Origin of the sequence: Clostridium tagluense, assembly GCF_003865095.1 — a bacterium.
Taxonomy (GTDB): domain Bacteria; phylum Bacillota; class Clostridia; order Clostridiales; family Clostridiaceae; genus Clostridium_AD; species Clostridium_AD tagluense.
The window spans coordinates 122,883-138,999 of record NZ_BHYK01000005.1; the positions used below are offsets into that span (position 1 = coordinate 122,883).

Annotated in this window: 16 protein-coding genes; 15 read left to right on the forward strand and 1 reads right to left on the reverse strand. The window is 29.9% G+C overall.

Annotated elements, in window-relative coordinates; all coding sequences use genetic code 11:
* Positions 1-165 precede the first annotated feature (165 nt).
* From rimO to msrA, 14 genes are all read left to right on the forward strand, one after another.
* The gene (gene rimO, locus Ctaglu_RS06120; protein ID WP_124999112.1) at positions 166-1,503 is read left to right on the forward strand and encodes a 30S ribosomal protein S12 methylthiotransferase RimO; all 1,338 of its coding nucleotides are present in this window, start codon (positions 166-168) and stop codon (positions 1,501-1,503) included.
* Positions 1,487-2,032, forward strand: a complete 546-nt coding sequence (gene pgsA / locus Ctaglu_RS06125; protein ID WP_124999114.1) for a CDP-diacylglycerol--glycerol-3-phosphate 3-phosphatidyltransferase — start codon at positions 1,487-1,489, stop codon at positions 2,030-2,032. The genes rimO and pgsA overlap by 17 nt, the downstream gene beginning before the upstream one ends.
* A 177-nt stretch (positions 2,033-2,209) precedes the next feature.
* On the forward strand, positions 2,210-3,277 hold the full coding sequence (gene recA / locus Ctaglu_RS06130; RefSeq protein ID WP_124999116.1) for a recombinase RecA: 1,068 nt from the start codon (positions 2,210-2,212) through the stop codon (positions 3,275-3,277).
* Positions 3,278-3,635: 358 nt separating this feature from the next.
* On the forward strand, positions 3,636-5,189 hold the full coding sequence (gene rny / locus Ctaglu_RS06135) for a ribonuclease Y (RefSeq protein ID WP_185732599.1): 1,554 nt from the start codon (positions 3,636-3,638) through the stop codon (positions 5,187-5,189).
* A gap of 119 nt (positions 5,190-5,308) precedes the next feature.
* Positions 5,309-5,569: a stage V sporulation protein S gene (locus tag Ctaglu_RS06140; RefSeq protein ID WP_124999118.1), complete on the forward strand. Its 261-nt coding sequence runs from the start codon at positions 5,309-5,311 to the stop codon at positions 5,567-5,569.
* Between the two features lie 229 nt (positions 5,570-5,798).
* On the forward strand, positions 5,799-6,989 hold the full coding sequence (locus Ctaglu_RS06145) for a pyridoxal phosphate-dependent aminotransferase (RefSeq protein ID WP_124999120.1): 1,191 nt from the start codon (positions 5,799-5,801) through the stop codon (positions 6,987-6,989).
* Positions 6,990-7,091: 102 nt separating this feature from the next.
* Positions 7,092-7,352, forward strand: coding sequence for an HPr family phosphocarrier protein (locus tag Ctaglu_RS06150; protein WP_124999122.1), 261 nt, complete (start codon positions 7,092-7,094; stop codon positions 7,350-7,352).
* A gap of 125 nt (positions 7,353-7,477) precedes the next feature.
* The gene (locus Ctaglu_RS06155) at positions 7,478-8,455 is read left to right on the forward strand and encodes a tyrosine-type recombinase/integrase (protein ID WP_124999124.1); all 978 of its coding nucleotides are present in this window, start codon (positions 7,478-7,480) and stop codon (positions 8,453-8,455) included.
* Positions 8,456-8,850: 395 nt separating this feature from the next.
* On the forward strand, positions 8,851-9,948 hold the full coding sequence (locus tag Ctaglu_RS06160) for a WG repeat-containing protein (RefSeq protein WP_124999126.1): 1,098 nt from the start codon (positions 8,851-8,853) through the stop codon (positions 9,946-9,948).
* Positions 9,949-10,161: 213 nt separating this feature from the next.
* Entirely contained in the window at positions 10,162-11,406 is a 1,245-nt protein-coding gene (gene uvsE, locus Ctaglu_RS06165; protein WP_124999128.1) for a UV DNA damage repair endonuclease UvsE, read from the forward strand.
* Between the two features lie 53 nt (positions 11,407-11,459).
* Positions 11,460-12,083 carry a HutD family protein gene (locus Ctaglu_RS06170; RefSeq protein ID WP_124999130.1) on the forward strand — a complete coding sequence of 208 codons (624 nt, stop codon included), beginning with the start codon at positions 11,460-11,462 and terminating at the stop codon, positions 12,081-12,083.
* Between the two features lie 18 nt (positions 12,084-12,101).
* Positions 12,102-12,869, forward strand: coding sequence for an MJ1433 family protein (locus Ctaglu_RS06175; protein WP_124999132.1), 768 nt, complete (start codon positions 12,102-12,104; stop codon positions 12,867-12,869).
* A 163-nt stretch (positions 12,870-13,032) separates the two neighbouring features.
* On the forward strand, positions 13,033-13,362 hold the full coding sequence (locus Ctaglu_RS06180; RefSeq protein ID WP_124999134.1) for a single-stranded DNA-binding protein: 330 nt from the start codon (positions 13,033-13,035) through the stop codon (positions 13,360-13,362).
* 129 nt (positions 13,363-13,491) lie between these two features.
* On the forward strand, positions 13,492-13,971 hold the full coding sequence (gene msrA, locus Ctaglu_RS06185) for a peptide-methionine (S)-S-oxide reductase MsrA (protein ID WP_124999136.1): 480 nt from the start codon (positions 13,492-13,494) through the stop codon (positions 13,969-13,971).
* Positions 13,972-14,058: 87 nt separating this feature from the next.
* Here msrA and Ctaglu_RS06190 read toward each other — a convergent pair whose 3' ends face one another.
* Entirely contained in the window at positions 14,059-15,159 is a 1,101-nt protein-coding gene (locus tag Ctaglu_RS06190) for an iron-containing alcohol dehydrogenase family protein (protein ID WP_124999137.1), read from the reverse strand.
* Positions 15,160-15,384: 225 nt separating this feature from the next.
* Here Ctaglu_RS06190 and Ctaglu_RS06195 point away from each other — a divergent pair, with 225 nt between their 5' ends.
* Positions 15,385-16,095: a pseudouridine synthase gene (locus Ctaglu_RS06195; RefSeq protein ID WP_124999139.1), complete on the forward strand. Its 711-nt coding sequence runs from the start codon at positions 15,385-15,387 to the stop codon at positions 16,093-16,095.
* Positions 16,096-16,117: the final 22 nt, after the last annotated feature.

Below are 16,117 nucleotides of genomic sequence, written 5' to 3' on the forward strand. Positions count from 1 at the left end.
AAACTGCAAATACCCTTGTTTAATTTGTAAATCACATTTACAATAATTTATGTGTACAAATGTATAAGGTTAATAGTTAATAACTATTATGCACCTATAAAACCAGACAAGGAAGATAACAGTTAAATGTTATCTAAAAAGGTATATAAACAAGGAGGATGACCCGTGGAAAAATTAAAAGTTGGAGTTATAAATTTAGGTTGTGATAAAAATAGAATTGATAGTGAGATTATAATAGGTAGTTTAAGTGAAAAATATGACATTACAAACGATCCTAAACTTGCAAATATAATTTTAGTAAATACTTGCGGATTTATAGAATCTTCAAAACAAGAATCAATAGACACTATTTTAGAAATGTCAAAATACAAAGACAAATACAAGTGTACGGTTTTAATTGCAACTGGGTGCCTTACTCAGCGTTATGGAGCAGAATTGCTTGAGCTTATGCCAGAACTTGATATAATGCTTGGTGTCAATGATTATAGTAAGTTACTGAGTAGTATAGAAGAGGTGCTTTCCAAAAATATTAAAGTACAACATTATACTTATAGTGATGAAAATATTAATGAAGGTCAAAGGGTATTAACTACAGGAACGTACACAGCTTATGTTAGAATATCAGAGGGCTGTGATAATGCTTGTGCATATTGTGCAATACCAAATATTAGAGGTAAATATAGAAGCAGAAAGATGGAAAATATAGTACAAGAGGTTAAGGACTTAAGCCAGCATGGTTGCAAAGAAATTATTTTAGTTGCTCAAGATACTACTAGATATGGTATTGATTTGTACGGTGAGAAAACCTTGCATAAGCTGATAAGAAAAATTTCTGAAATAAGTGAAATTGAATGGATTAGAGTACTTTACTGTTATGCAGAAGAAATTACGGATGAAATTATAAGTGAAATATCAATAAACGATAAAGTATGCAAATATGTAGATATACCAATCCAACATATAAGTGATGATATTCTTAAATCCATGAGAAGAAAAGGAAGAAAGAATATTATAACAGAAAACATAAACAAGATGAGAAAAAACATTGCTGGAGTAAACCTTAGAACTACACTTATTGTTGGATTCCCAGGTGAAACAGAGGAAAATTTTCAGGAGTTAAAACAGTTTATTAAAGAAACTAAATTTGACAAATTGGGAGTATTTAAGTATTCAATGGAAGATGGTACTGCCGCAGCAGAAATGGAAAATCAAATTTCTGAAGATATAAAAGTAAAACGTGAAGAAGAACTGATGTTAATACAACAAAGTATATCCAAAGAACTAAATAGTAAAAAGATAGGAAAAACATACAAGGTTTTAGTAGAAGGGGTTAATGATAAAACATATTTTGGCAGGGGTTATGAAATGGCACCGGAGGTTGATGGAAATATTTTCTTTGAATCTGATGTGGTGTATAATAAGGGAGAATTTGTTAATGTCAAAGTTACTAAAGCTTTAGAATACGATTTAATAGGAGTTGTGTGCTATGAATCTTGCGAATAAACTTACAATGCTCCGAATTTTTCTAGTGCCTATATTTTTAATATTTATGGCAGTTCAAGACATACCTTATGGAAGAGAAGTTGCTACTATTATTTTCATAGTAGCTTCTCTTACAGACAAATTAGATGGATATATAGCTAGAAGCAGAAACCAAATAACTAATTTCGGTAAATTTATGGATCCTCTAGCTGATAAACTATTGGTAACTGCTGCACTTGTTTCCTTAGTGGAACTTCAGATTGTAGCTAGTTGGGTAGCTATGATTATAATTGCTAGAGAATTTGCAGTTTCAGGTCTTCGAACAATAGCTGCCTCGGAGGGAAAAGTAATTGCAGCTAGCTGGTGGGGAAAAATAAAAACTGTTATTCAAATAGTTGCTATAATTACAGCATTATTAAACTTATCTTATGTACATCCAATTTTAAATGTGCTAACTGATATATTTATGGCTGCTGCAGTAATTATTACAATAATATCAGGAGTTGACTATTTTGTTAAAAATAAAGACTCAATTAGAATTGATAAGTGATTAATTTATTATAGTTTGTTAATAATACAAATAATGGAGTTCCTATTGTAATATTCCAAGTGAAGGAAAAACTAGGAACTTTTATTTTGCATGTTGACCATGCAAAACAAATGGTGTATACTTAACATAGAACAAATGTTCGTAATAAGAAGGATGGTGAACCCTAAGGGGAAATGTATGAATAATGAAAAATTAAAAGCACTAGAAGCAGCTATGGGTCAAATAGAGAAACAATTTGGTAAAGGTTCAATAATGAAACTGGGAGACCATAGTACGTTAAATTTAGATGCTATTTCTACTGGTTGTTTAGGACTGGATATAGGGCTTGGTATAGGTGGTGTTCCTAGAGGAAGAATGATTGAAATTTTTGGACCAGAATCTTCAGGTAAAACTACAGTTGCACTACATATAGTGTCAGAAGCACAGAAAGAAGGCGGAACAGCTGCATTTATTGATGTAGAACATGCACTAGATCCTATTTATGCTAAATCACTAGGAATTAATATAGATGATTTAATAGTTTCTCAGCCAGATACTGGTGAGCAGGCTTTAGAGATTACAGAGGCCTTAGTTCGTTCAGGGGCTATAGATGTTATTGTTGTGGATTCAGTAGCCGCATTGGTGCCTAAAGCCGAAATTGAAGGCGAAATGGGAGACTCTCATATAGGATTGCAAGCAAGACTTATGTCACAAGCGCTAAGAAAACTTGCTGGATCTATAAATAAATCAAAATGTGTTCTTGTGTTTATAAACCAATTAAGAGAAAAAGTTGGAGTAATGTTTGGAAATCCAGAAGTAACTCCTGGCGGTAGAGCATTAAAATTTTATGCTTCTGTTAGAATAGATATCAGAAGAATAGATACAATTAAACAAGGTGATCAATTTATGGGTAATAGAACAAGAATAAAAATAGTCAAAAATAAAGTTGCCCCTCCATTTAAACAAGCTGAATTTGATATTATGTACGGTGAAGGTATATCTCGCGAGGGAGATGTTTTAGATATAGGCGTTAAAGAAGAAATTGTACAAAAAAGTGGAGCATGGTTTGCCTATGGAGATATACGTCTTGGACAAGGAAGAGAAAATGCAAAACAATACTTTAAAGACAATGCTCTGGTAATGTTTGAAATAGAAAATAAAATCAGAGAAAAATATAATCTACCTTTATCAAAAGCTCCAGTAATTGATAAGAAAGAAGTAAAACAAGCAAAAGAAATAAAAGAAGTTAGTAAAAAAGAAGAATAAAAGCAAGTGGCTACTTGCTTTTTTTCTTCTTTTCATTATTGGAGATTATATGCTATTTTAATTTAACTAGTATATTCTAAGTATAATTGTGGAATAGTAGTACTATAATAATGTGAAGTATATGCTTTTTAAGGTGTAGCATATTATTGTTTAGCATAATTATTGTATGATAGTAAAGTAAAATAATTTATTTAAATGTTAAAATCTTGACATTAATTGAAAAGTAATATAAAATAAATACAAATACTGGTTTAGCATATTCAAACTGCTACCAATTGAATAAATATTACACCTTCTCTAGCTTTCATGTTTACTCTTAAATAGACTCGAAAATAAGCAAAGGAGGTGTTGATAATCGATGGATACTAATAGTCGAATGATCTTAATAGGTTGTGCTATTTTGGTTGTTGTTTTAGTGGGTATTTTTGTTGTAATTTATACTAGAAAAAATATATCTCAAGCAAATATTTCTGAAGCTGAAAAAGAAGCTAAAAAAATTCTTGATGAAAGTTCAAAAGAATCTGAAACAAAAAAGAAAGAAGCTATTTTAGAAGCCAAAGAAGAAGTTCACAGACTTAGAACCGATTTAGAAAAAGAATCAAGAGAAAGACGTAATGAAGTTCAAAGGTTAGAAAGAAGAAATATCCAAAGAGAGGAATCTTTAGATAAAAAAAGTGATGTGCTAGAGAGAAAAGAAGAAAATCTTAATAAAAAGCAACAAGAAATTGAGATGTTAGAAGCAAGTATTCAAGATTTATACACAAAACAAAGGGAAGAATTAGAAAGACTATCAGGTTTAACAGCCGATGAAGCAAAACAAGTTTTATTAGATGAAATTAAAAAAGAAATTAAACATGATGCCGCAATTATGATTAAAGAAATTGAAACTAAGGCAAAAGAAGAAGCCGATAAAAAAGCACGAGAAATTATTACTTATGCTATTCAAAGATGCGCTGCTGATCATGTTGCAGAAACAACAGTTCATGTAGTTTCGCTTCCTAATGATGAAATGAAGGGAAGAATAATAGGTAGAGAGGGTAGAAATATTCGAACTCTAGAAACACTTACAGGCGTTGATTTAATAATAGATGATACACCTGAAGCAGTAATTCTTTCAGCATTTGATCCTATAAGACGTGAAGTTGCTAGAATAGCACTTGAGAAGCTAATAGTGGATGGAAGAATTCATCCTGCTAGAATTGAAGAAATGGTAGAAAAAGCTAAAAAAGAGGTTGAGAGTGATATAAGAGAAGAAGGAGAACAAGCTACTTTTGAAACAGGAGTGCATGGTCTTCATTCAGAAATTATTAGACTACTTGGAAGGCTTAAATACAGAACTAGTTATGGTCAAAATGTATTAAAACATTCTATTGAAGTTTCATACTTAGCTGGGCTTATGGCCTCTGAACTCGGAATTGATCCAACTCTTGCTAAAAGGTGTGGACTACTTCATGATATAGGTAAAGCTGTAGACCATGAAGTTGAAGGACCACATGCACTTATAGGTGCAGAGATAGCAAAGAAACACCACGAATCAGCTATTGTAGTAAATGCTATTGCAGCTCATCACGGTGACGTTGAACTACAGTCTCTTGAAGCAATACTAGTTCAAGCAGCAGATGCTATATCAGCTGCAAGACCAGGTGCAAGAAGAGAAACTCTGGAAGCCTATATTAAAAGACTAGAAAAATTAGAAGAAATTGCAAATTCCTATGAAGGCGTCGAAAAGTCATATGCTATTCAAGCTGGAAGAGAAGTTAGAATCATGATTAAACCAGAAATAATTGATGATGCAGGTGCTGTTGAATTGGCAAGAAATCTAGTTAAAAGAATTGAAAATGAACTAGAATATCCAGGCCAAATTAAGGTGAATGTAATCAGAGAAACAAGAGCCATTGATTATGCTAAATAAACCAATATAATATTTACTCCTCTTAAAATTTAGAAAATTTCCAAATTTTAAGAGGATTTTTTTTATGTTTGTAGAATAATACAAATGTAGCAATTAAATTGGCTAATAGGAGGTTTATTATGGAAGTGTTAAAAGTTTCAGCAAAATCTAGCCCAAATTCAGTAGCAGGAGCCTTAGCAGGAGTACTAAGAGAAAAAGGAGCAGCAGAAATTCAAGCAATAGGTGCTGGTGCAATTAATCAAGCAGTTAAGGCTATTGCTATAGCAAGAGGGTTTGTTGCACCTAGTGGTGTTGACCTAGTTTGTATACCTGCATTTACAGATGTAATAATAGAAGGCGAAGAAAGAACTGCAATTAAATTAATAGTTCAACCTAGATAATAAATATAAAAAGGGCTTGTGGTATAAGCTCTTTATTTTTTTATAGAAATTTGTACACTATTTATAGAAAATTTGTACTATTTACATTACAAAAGAAAAATGCTATATTAGTAGTATATGAATTATATCCTTCACTTTATTTATAAATGAAGGCAAAAATTCAATTATCTAATTTAAATCAAATTCATGTAAAAATATACAAATAATATATGTGTTGGGGGTAAAAAAAATGATTTTTTCTAAAAAAGCTAAACAAATATCACCATCTTTAACATTGGATATAACTGCAAAGGCAAAAAAAATGAGGGCTGATGGAATAGATGTCATAGGTTTTGGTGCTGGTGAACCTGATTTTAATACACCAAAAAACATTCAAGATGCTGCTATAAAAGCAATTCAAGAAGGAAAGACCAAATATACAGCTTCATCAGGTATTATTGAGTTAAAACATGCAATAATTCAAAAATTAAAAAGTGATAATAACTTAACTTATATACCATCCCAAATTATAGTTTCAACTGGAGCAAAACAATGCTTAGCTAATGTTTTTCAAACTATTTTAAATCCAGGAGACGAAGTGTTAATAGGAGTTCCGTATTGGGTAAGTTATCCAGAATTAGTTAAATTAGCAGATGGAGAGCCTGTTTATGTACAAACAGAAGAAATACACAAATTCAAATTAACAATTGAAAACCTAAATAGAGCAATAACTTCTAAATCTAAAGCAATAGTATTAAATAGTCCCAATAATCCTACAGGGACAGTATATTCAAGGGAAGAACTTATAGAAATTGCTGATTTTGCAAAAACAAACAATTTATTTATAATATCAGATGAAATTTATGAAAAATTATTATATGGAACTAATCCTCATATTAGTATAGCAACTCTTTCAGAGGATGCTTATAATAGAACTATTGTAATCAATGGTGTTTCTAAGGCCTATGCTATGACAGGATGGAGAATAGGGTATGCTGCTGCTAGTGCAGAAATAATAGCATTGATGTCTAACCTTCAAAGCCATACTACCTCGAATCCTAATTCAATTGCCCAGTATGCATCAGTTGAAGCAATAAACGGTAAGCAAGATGATATGCACGTTATGGTTGAACAATTTAAGCTAAGGCGAGATTATATGGTAGAGAGAATTAATAGTATCGGTAATTTATCTTGCATAGAACCTGAAGGTGCTTTCTATGTTATGGTAAATTTGTGCAAAGTATTAAATAAATCAATAGATGGAAAAATTATAAAAGATTCACTCCAATTTTCAGAACTTTTACTTCAAAAGGAAAAAGTTGCGGTTATACCCGGTATTGCATTTGGAGCAGATAATTTTATTAGACTATCCTATGCTACTTCAATGGAAAACATAAAAAATGGAATTGATAGAATAGCAAAGTTTGTTGAAAATATTTAAAATTGATTTACATACTTTTTAATGCTATTATAGTAGTATGAGTTAATAGTAAACTTTTATATGTTAGCTCATGCTATTATTAAAGTATTGGGGTGAAGTGAATTGGTATCAAGAGAAGTTATGGTTAGTAATCCAAAAGGGCTGCATGCAAGGCCAGCCACATTATTAGTAAGGAAAGCTGCTTCTTTCAAATCCGATATAGGTTTAGAATATATGGGTAAAAAGGCCAATATTAAGAGTTTAATAGGTATTTTATCTCTTGGTGTTGGTTCTAACAGTACTGTAAACGTTATAGCAAATGGTGATGATGAAAAATTAGCCTTAGAAGAAATAATAAATCTAATTAGCTCATTAGAAGAGTAATTAATCATTTAAAAAATAACAAGTCAAAGATGCATTATAGTCTGTATACTTTAAAAAGCTGCTAACTTACTGTTTGCAGCTTTTTAAAATTCATAGAAAAAGGAAAATATTAAGGGAGAATATATATGATAAAAAAAATTATAGAATACAATTGTGATTCAAACGTATTTTTAGACAATAAACATTTTATATGGTATTTTCTTGAAATCAAAGCTAGAAAAAGTATTTATACTTCTAAAAGCTATGAACGCGATATAAAAGATTATTTCAGCGTAGACTCTATTTCTGATATCAGTATAGAAGATATTAGAAAAGTTTCTATAGTAAATACACAAAATTATATAATAAAATTAATGGATAAAAATATGGCTTCTGCCACTATAAATCGGAAAATATCATCATTGAGTGCACTATATAAATGGTTATTAAAATACCAAGATAACTCCACAGATATTCATATAATTAAATATAATCCTTTTGCAAATTTAAAAGAAGAAAAACCAGTTATAAACAACAAGGAAACTGAGTTTTTAACAAAAGAAGAGTGTAAGGTTTTATTAAGTAGTATAGATACAACTACTATATTAGGCCATAGAAATAAAACTATATTAGTACTTGCATTAACCACTGCTTTAAGAAAATCAGAAATTATAAATATTAAAATAAAACATGTTACTACTTATACTGGTTATGATGTAGTTAAAGTAAGGAGAAAGGGTGGCAAGGAGGATATAGTAAAACTTCAAAAAAACGTTCTTGCTATGATTAACGAGTATATTCTGCTTACTAAGAGAAATAAGTTATCTAGTGGAGAGGAGTATTTATTTATTGGTCATTCCAGTAATGGCAAGAATAAAGAAAAATTAGATGCAAGTACTTTAAATTACATGATAAAAAAAGTATGCAAAAATGCAGGTATAGATAAAAATCTGCAAGTTCATTCTACTAGGCATACAGCCATTACTCTAGCAATTTTAGAAGGGGCTACCGTAGAAAAAGTTCGTGATTTTGCTGCGCATAAAAATTTAGCCACCACTAATCGGTATATTCACTCTGTAGATAGGTTGAAAAATAATGCTGGTGATTTAATTGATTTATTTTAACGACATTTCAGAAGGAAAGTCTCCAACTTCTATAAGTGGGTGTTACATACTACAACAAAAATAAAACTTCACTGGGGGTAAATCTCCTTCTGAAGTCGTTAATACTGCAGCACCGCAGGTGATGATTTAACAGGGTAGTAGATTCTAAAATTTGAATAAATCCTTAGCATCATGATTCCCTAAAAAAATGAAACCTATAAGGTTTTATTTTTTTAGGGAATTTTATATTTTTACTATTATAAAAAACAAATAAATTTGATAGTTTCAATGTATAAATATATTACATATTTTGTAAAAACTATTTACATAAACACTTTATGATGGTATTATATGTAATATATTACCAATTAATTACGAATTGTTTTAATTATTTTAGTTACGAGGAGATGTAATATGTGGAAAAAAATAAAAGAATACGAATAACAGCAGTTACTATTTTAATAACAGGGCTAATCATATGTTTACCTTCAGTAAGTAAAAAAGGCAAGGAAATTGTAAATTCGAATAATCTGGAGGCTACGAACAAAAGTAATATGGTAGCTGCTAATTATGAAGGAAAGTGGGGTTTTATTGATAAGGGTGGTCAGTGGGTTATTAAGCCAAAGTTTAGTGCAGTAGGAAAATTTTCAGAAGGGCTAGCTTCTGCTGAATATGAAAATAAGTATGGGTATATAGATATAAAGGGGGAATGGTCTATAAAGCCAAATTTTGATAATGCATACAATTTTTCAGAAGGATTAGCATTAGCAAGCCAAAATGGTAAATATGGCTATATAGATAAAAAAGGGACTATGGTTATAGAACCTAAATTTAAGGGAACTTCACTTGGGAATTTTAAAGAAGGGGCTGCAGTAATCTGTAGTGATGGAAAATGGGGATGCATAGATAAAAGTGGTTCATTTATAATTCAACCTGTGTTTGATGATATTGGGAATTATTCTAGAAATTTTCAAGTTGTAGAATTTTCTGAAGGGCTAATACCTGCTTGTTATAACTATAAATGGGGGTATTTAGATAAAAAAGGAAATTTCATTATAAAACCACAATTTGATGATGCGGAGGACTTTTCGGGTGGGCTTGCTTTTGTAAAAGTAAAGGATAAATGGGGTATTATTGATAAAAATGGTGCTTTTTTGATACAACCTAAGTTTGAAGATGTATCAGATTTTTCAGATGGATTAGCTGCAGTAAAAACTGAAAATAAGTGGGGAATAATAAATAAAAAGGGGGAGCTTATAATAGAACCTAAATTTGATGATAACCCCTATTCCAAATTAAAGTACTCTGAAGGCTTAGTAGCAATAGAAAAAAATGATAAATGGGGTTATATGGACAGTAAGTTGCAGTGGACTATTAAACCTACCTTTGAATCAGCTTCAGACTTTTCAGAAGGTGTAGCAGCGGTTAAAATGGATAATAAGTGGGGGTTCATAGATAAACAAGGTAAATTCGTCATAAAGCCTAAATTTGAAAATGTATTTGATTTTCAATAATTTATGAAATAGTAAGTGACTTATATTTATTTGAAGTTTAATTTATATTGGTGTATAGTGATAAAAGGGTTAAGAAAGTTATTTATGCTTTCTTAATCTTTTATTGCTTTTTAACGTCATTTATGTGATTAATATAGAAGAATAACCTGGCAGAAGTAGTAGCAATATAAGTATAGTTTTTTTTATAAATATAAATATCAACAGGAGGAAAACATGAAAATTGGATATGCATGCATACCACTTACAATAGATGCAAGAACAAACAGAAGATTAACACTGAAAAATTTTTCCGAAAAGATGCTTTTAGAGGTATTAGAGCAAAATCTAATAGATTTGAGACAAATACTAGAGAACAATGAGAAGTATAACATAAAGTTATTTAGAATAAGCTCAGATATAGTTCCACTAGGAAGCCATAGTATTAATGAAATTCCTTGGCATAAATATTTTCAAAATGAATTAAATGAAATAGGGGAATATATAAAAAAATGTGGTATGAGGGTTTCTATGCATCCAGGACAATATACAGTTCTTAATGCAGAAAAAGAAGACATTGTAGAAAAAGCAATTAAAGATTTGGAATATCATGCTAGATTTCTTGATGCATTAGGGGTAGACGGAGAGAATAAGATAATACTTCATATTGGTGGTGGTTATGGAGATAAGGCTTCCGCTATGAATAGGTTTATTGAAAATTTTAAAAGATTATCCCTATCAGTAAAGAATAGGCTTGTAATTGAGAATGATGATAGAACATTCAATATTAATGATTTACTTTTCGTAAGTGCTGAAATTAATATACCAGTAATATTTGATAACCTTCACCATGAGTGTAATCATGAAATGGAGATTCCAATAAAAGAGATAATGAATAGGGTAGCTAAAACATGGAAAGAAGAAGATGGAAATCCAAAGGTCCATTATAGTCAACAAGATTTACTTAAACATGTAGGGGCGCATTCAAATACTATAATAATTAAAAACTTTCTAGAATACTATGAAGAAGTTAAAGAGTTTAATCTTGATATTATGCTAGAAGTAAAAGATAAGGATGTTTCAGCTATAAAATGCAATCTTGTAGTTAGTAATATGAATAAGAAATTAAAGCATGTAATTACAGAAAAGCAGTGGGCAAAATATAAATATTTGCTAATGGAAAGAAATTATAAATATTATAAAGAGTGTAGCCGCCTTGTTAAAGAAAATTGCAGTATTCAGGAATTCTATGAGTACACAGATGAAGTAATGAATTTTCCTGTAGAGAATGGAAGTTTTATAAATACTTGCGAACATGTTTGGGGCTATGTGAAAAATAGTGCTTCTGATAAAGAACATGCGCATTTTAAAAAACTTCTAATGGATTTAGAACATAAAGAAAAGGTTAAGATTTATCTGAAAAAATTATGTGATAAGTATAATGCTGAGTATATACTTAATTCCTATTATTTTCATTATTGATTTTTTAAATTTTAGGTTACTGGTAGGCTTATAAAAAAAAGGAGGATATATAAATGTCATGCAATATTGAAGTAATTAAAAAAAACCAACATAAAACAAGTGAATGGTCTGGTGGTACAACAACTGAGCTTTACATTTATCCTGTGGATTCACAATATAGTCTTCGTAATTTTAAATGGAGGCTTAGTTCTGCAAAGGTCCAAGTAGAATCTTCTACATTTACTTTTTTGCAAGGCATATCTAGGATTATTATGGTTCTTGAGGGAGAACTACTTCTTGAACATGAAAATCATCACAATGCTACGTTAAAAGCATTTCAGCAGGATAATTTTAGCGGAGAGTGGGTGACAAAAAGTTTTGGTAAGGTTACAGATTTTAATTTAATGATGGCTAAAGGTTACAAAGGGAAATTAGAGGCGATTTCAGTTAATGCAGGAGAGTTTAAAGATATTAATGTGAATGATGTTGAAAAGTCTTCTCAAATAACAGAAGCATTCTATATAGTAAAAGGTGATATAGAAATAGATTCAGAAATAAATGGGAAAATAAATCTTAATCAAGGTGATTTAGCAATAGTAACTAGAACAGATAAAGAAATTATTTCACAATTTATGATTCAAAGTAGAAGTCACGAAGAATCAATAATTATAAAAGCGTCAATATTTTACTTAGAGTAATTCCAGAGGGGGACAAACATGAAGAAAACGGATTGGCGTTTAAAACTTTCGGTATTATTGATACTTTCATCAGCATTATTATATTGTTTTCACTATTTTGTTTTTAGAGATGCACATCATATATTCTTATATATTGTAGGTGATTTAGCATTTATACCTATTGAGGTTTTATTTGTATCATTAGTTATAGATGGAGTTATTAAAATAAGAGAGAGAGAAGCCTTAATGGAAAAACTCAATTTAATAATAGGTGTATATTTTAATGAAGTAGGTACTACTATTTTAAAATACTGTACATCCATTCATCCAAAGGTAGATGAAATAGCAAATTCCCTTATAGTTGAACCAAGTTGGGAAGAAAGAGATTTTAAAAAAGCATTAGAAAAATGCAAAAATTATAACTATCAAATTGAATTTTGCAAAGTTGATTTAGAAAGAATGAATGAATTTCTATTATGTAAAAGGGAATTTTTACTTAAATTATTAGAAAACCCAAATTTATTAGAACATGAAATTTTTACGCATTTATTAACTGCAGTTTTTCATTTACAAGATGAGTTATCTTCAAGAAATTTATCAGAACTAAGAGATGATGAAAAAGAACATTTAGAAATTGATATAAAAAGAGTATATGGAGCAAGCGTAAGTCAATGGGTTTTGTATATGAAGCATTTAAAAAATGCTTTTCCATATTTATTTGTTACGGCAATGACTAATAATCCTTTTGACACAAGAACTAAAGAGGAAATTGAAAAAAATATTAAGACTATATATTACAATAAATAAATTTTCAATAAAAAATATACTTTCGCTTTCTTAGATTGACTCTAGGAAGGCGAAAGTTTTTTGTTACCACAAAACAATAAATTTAAAAGCAAACATTTGTTTGTATAAAAATTATTTTTGCTGTCAATAATTTAAAAAGCTATTAAAAAAAAGGAGAGATATTATGAATAATGTATCATTGATAGGCAGAATAACAAGAGATTTGGAACTAAAAGATTTTAATGATGGAAAAGGATTTTATACTAAATTTACATTGGCAATTAATAGGATACAACGTAAGGACTCACAACCTGAAGCCGATTTTATAAATGTTTTAGTATGGAATACACTAGCAGAAACTATGTGCAAATATTTAGGGAAAGGAAGCCAAATTGGTCTAACTGGTAGACTTTGCAGTAGCAGTTATATAGATAAAGATGGAAACAAAAAATATAGTATGGAAGTTGTAGCGGAGGATTTTAAATTTTTAGATAAAAAGAAAGAAATAGTATAATGTAAGTAAAACTAACAAGAGGAAAATTTACTATTACTAGATTATTTTTTACAATTAGTTAGAAAAGCAAATGCATTTGTAGTAATATATATATATATGTACTAGTTTATATAATATGGAGGTGCGTTTATGAAGACTATTGTTGTAGCAGGAGGATGTTTTTGGGGTGTAGAAGCTTACATATCAAGAATAAATGGTATTATTGAAACTGTAGTTGGTTATGCTAATGGTTCAAAGAAAGATCCAACATATAATGAGGTTTGCACGGGAAGCACAGGTCATGCAGAAGCATGTTTAATAAGTTACGATGAAAACATTATATCCCTTCAAAAAATATTAAATAAGTTTTGGGGAATAATAGATCCTACAGTTTCTAATAGGCAAGGGCCTGATGTAGGCAGTCAATATAGAAGTGGTATTTATTATACTGATAAAGTGGATTTAGATATTATATTAAAAACAAAAGATGAAGTCCAAGGTAAATATAATAAACCCATAGTTACAGAAATACAGCCTTTAGTTTGTTTTTATGATGCTGAAGATTATCATCAAAAGTATCTACAAAAAAATCCTGGAGGCTACTGCCACATTAATTTAAATGATGATTAAGTTAAAGAAAAGTTTAAAGACATAAAAATAAGGAAGTGTAAATTTTACACTTCCTTATTTTTATGTCTTTGTTGACTGTAACGTGAGTTATATTTTTAAGGAATCATTATATATTTTCAGTATATCTTCTCTTTTTACAGGTGCAGGGTGATTTTTTAATTTATCATTGTTTAAAGTCATTTTGTCTGCATATAAGCACATTTCTTCATAACTTATAGTATTTACGTGCCCAAGCATAGCGTTTAAGAAATTACCAAGGTCATCTAAATTTTCTAGGGTTAATAAATATAAAATTTTTCTAACCTTATTTTCATCCATGCAAAATTCTAAATATGACTTTAAAAGTAATCCATTTGCTTTCCCATGTGGTATATTATGAAAATATGTAAGAGCATATCCCATACCATGTGGAAGAGATGTTCCGGCTTGAGCTATTACCATACCAGCAATGGAAGATGCAAGCATTAACTTTTCTCTCACTATATAAGTAAAATCTTTTTCTTTTATCATATTTAAACATTCTCCAAATAATTTCAAGCCCTTTTCGGCTAGAGCATCACTTAATACATTCGCATTTGAAGACATGTACCCTTCTATTAAATGGGATAGTGCATCTATGGAAGTATTAATAGTTATTTGTTCTGGTAGGAACATTAAATATTTTACATCTAGTAGGGCATATTTAGGAAATATCCTTTGACATATGCCATGCTTTGTTTGCAACTCATTATCTGTAACTATAGAATAAGGAGTTGTTTCACTTCCGGTGCCAGCTGTAGTTGGAAGGGCAATTATCGGTATAGATTTTAAATGTGGACTATCAAACAAATTATATCTTGTAGACTTTGGATTATTTATTAACACACCAGCTGCCTTTGAGGCATCAAGGGGAGAGCCTCCTCCAATACCTATAATGAAATTAGATTTTTGCGCCCGTCCCAGCTCTGCAATATTTTCTATAGTTTCTAAAGAGGGATTTTCTTCTACACTATTAAAAATGTCATATAAAATCCCTTCCTTCCTAAGCGCACTCGTAACATCCTTTAATGAACCATTTATTATTGAAGAGGTTTTACCTGTTACAATTAAAGCTTTTTCTCCATAATTATTAAATAAGTTGCTATTTTTTAATACTACATCTTCACCTAGCAATATTTTTGTGGGCATGTAGTAATTCATAAACTCCATAATATACCTCCTTTTATTCTATTTATAGAATATTACATTATGTATATATTATATCATTAGGCAAGTTAAAAGAAAGGGTAGTGAAATATATCATAAAATTTTACGTTGGAGGTGCTAATCAAATGAAAAAAGATTTCGACAATTGATTTTTTACTAATATACTTATATACTTCTTTATGAAGACTTAATTATATAGTAATTAAAATAATATTAGGAAGTGGTATAGTGGAAGAACGTTTGCAAAAATTCATGGCTAGATGTGGGGTTGCTTCAAGAAGAAAATGTGAGGAAATAATTACAGGTGGGAGAGTAAAAGTAAATGATTTTGTAGTTACAGAACTTGGACAAAAAGTTGACCCTGATAAAGATACTGTATATGTAGATAATAAAATTATCAATATAGAAGAAAATAAGGTTTATATTGCATTAAATAAACCTGAGGGAATAGTATCTACTGTAAAAGATGAAAAAGAAAGAAAAACCATTTTAGATTTAGTGAAGACAAAAGAAAGGATATACCCTATAGGGCGTTTGGACTATGATACATCTGGTTTAATTATATTAACTAATGATGGAGATATCTATAATAGGGTGATTCATCCAAGGCAAGCAATTAATAAAGTTTATATAGCTTTATTAGAAGGCTGTGCAACAGAGGAAGAAATATTTAAGTTCTGTAATGGTATAGATATTGACGGATATATTACAGCAGGAGCAAATTTTGAAATGAATAAGAGAATTGGATTTAACAGCAAAGTTACAATTACTATTCATGAAGGAAAGAATCGTCAAATTAGAAAAATGTGTGAGGCTATAGATCATCCAATTATTGCATTAAAAAGAGTTTCAGTTGGTGAGATTACACTGGGAAATATGGAAAAAGGTGAATGGAGAAATTTGACTGAAGAAGAAATAAGATATTTGAAGAATTTATAATTATTAAATGTCAGTAGTGTTT

Excerpts from the sequence above, each read along its gene's own strand:
- pgsA (WP_124999114.1), top strand. The coding sequence starts at position 1,487 with ATGAATCTTGCGAATAAACTTACAATGCTCCGAATTTTTCTAGTGCCT.
- recA (WP_124999116.1), top strand. The coding sequence starts at position 2,210 with ATGAATAATGAAAAATTAAAAGCACTAGAAGCAGCTATGGGTCAAATA.
- rny (WP_185732599.1), top strand. The coding sequence starts at position 3,636 with ATGGATACTAATAGTCGAATGATCTTAATAGGTTGTGCTATTTTGGTT.
- Ctaglu_RS06140 (WP_124999118.1), top strand. The coding sequence starts at position 5,309 with ATGGAAGTGTTAAAAGTTTCAGCAAAATCTAGCCCAAATTCAGTAGCA.
- Ctaglu_RS06145 (WP_124999120.1), top strand. The coding sequence starts at position 5,799 with ATGATTTTTTCTAAAAAAGCTAAACAAATATCACCATCTTTAACATTG.
- Ctaglu_RS06155 (WP_124999124.1), top strand. The coding sequence starts at position 7,478 with ATGATAAAAAAAATTATAGAATACAATTGTGATTCAAACGTATTTTTA.
- uvsE (WP_124999128.1), top strand. The coding sequence starts at position 10,162 with ATGAAAATTGGATATGCATGCATACCACTTACAATAGATGCAAGAACA.
- Ctaglu_RS06170 (WP_124999130.1), top strand. The coding sequence starts at position 11,460 with ATGTCATGCAATATTGAAGTAATTAAAAAAAACCAACATAAAACAAGT.
- Ctaglu_RS06175 (WP_124999132.1), top strand. The coding sequence starts at position 12,102 with ATGAAGAAAACGGATTGGCGTTTAAAACTTTCGGTATTATTGATACTT.
- Ctaglu_RS06180 (WP_124999134.1), top strand. The coding sequence starts at position 13,033 with ATGAATAATGTATCATTGATAGGCAGAATAACAAGAGATTTGGAACTA.
- msrA (WP_124999136.1), top strand. The coding sequence starts at position 13,492 with ATGAAGACTATTGTTGTAGCAGGAGGATGTTTTTGGGGTGTAGAAGCT.
- Ctaglu_RS06190 (WP_124999137.1), bottom strand. The coding sequence starts at position 15,159 with ATGGAGTTTATGAATTACTACATGCCCACAAAAATATTGCTAGGTGAA.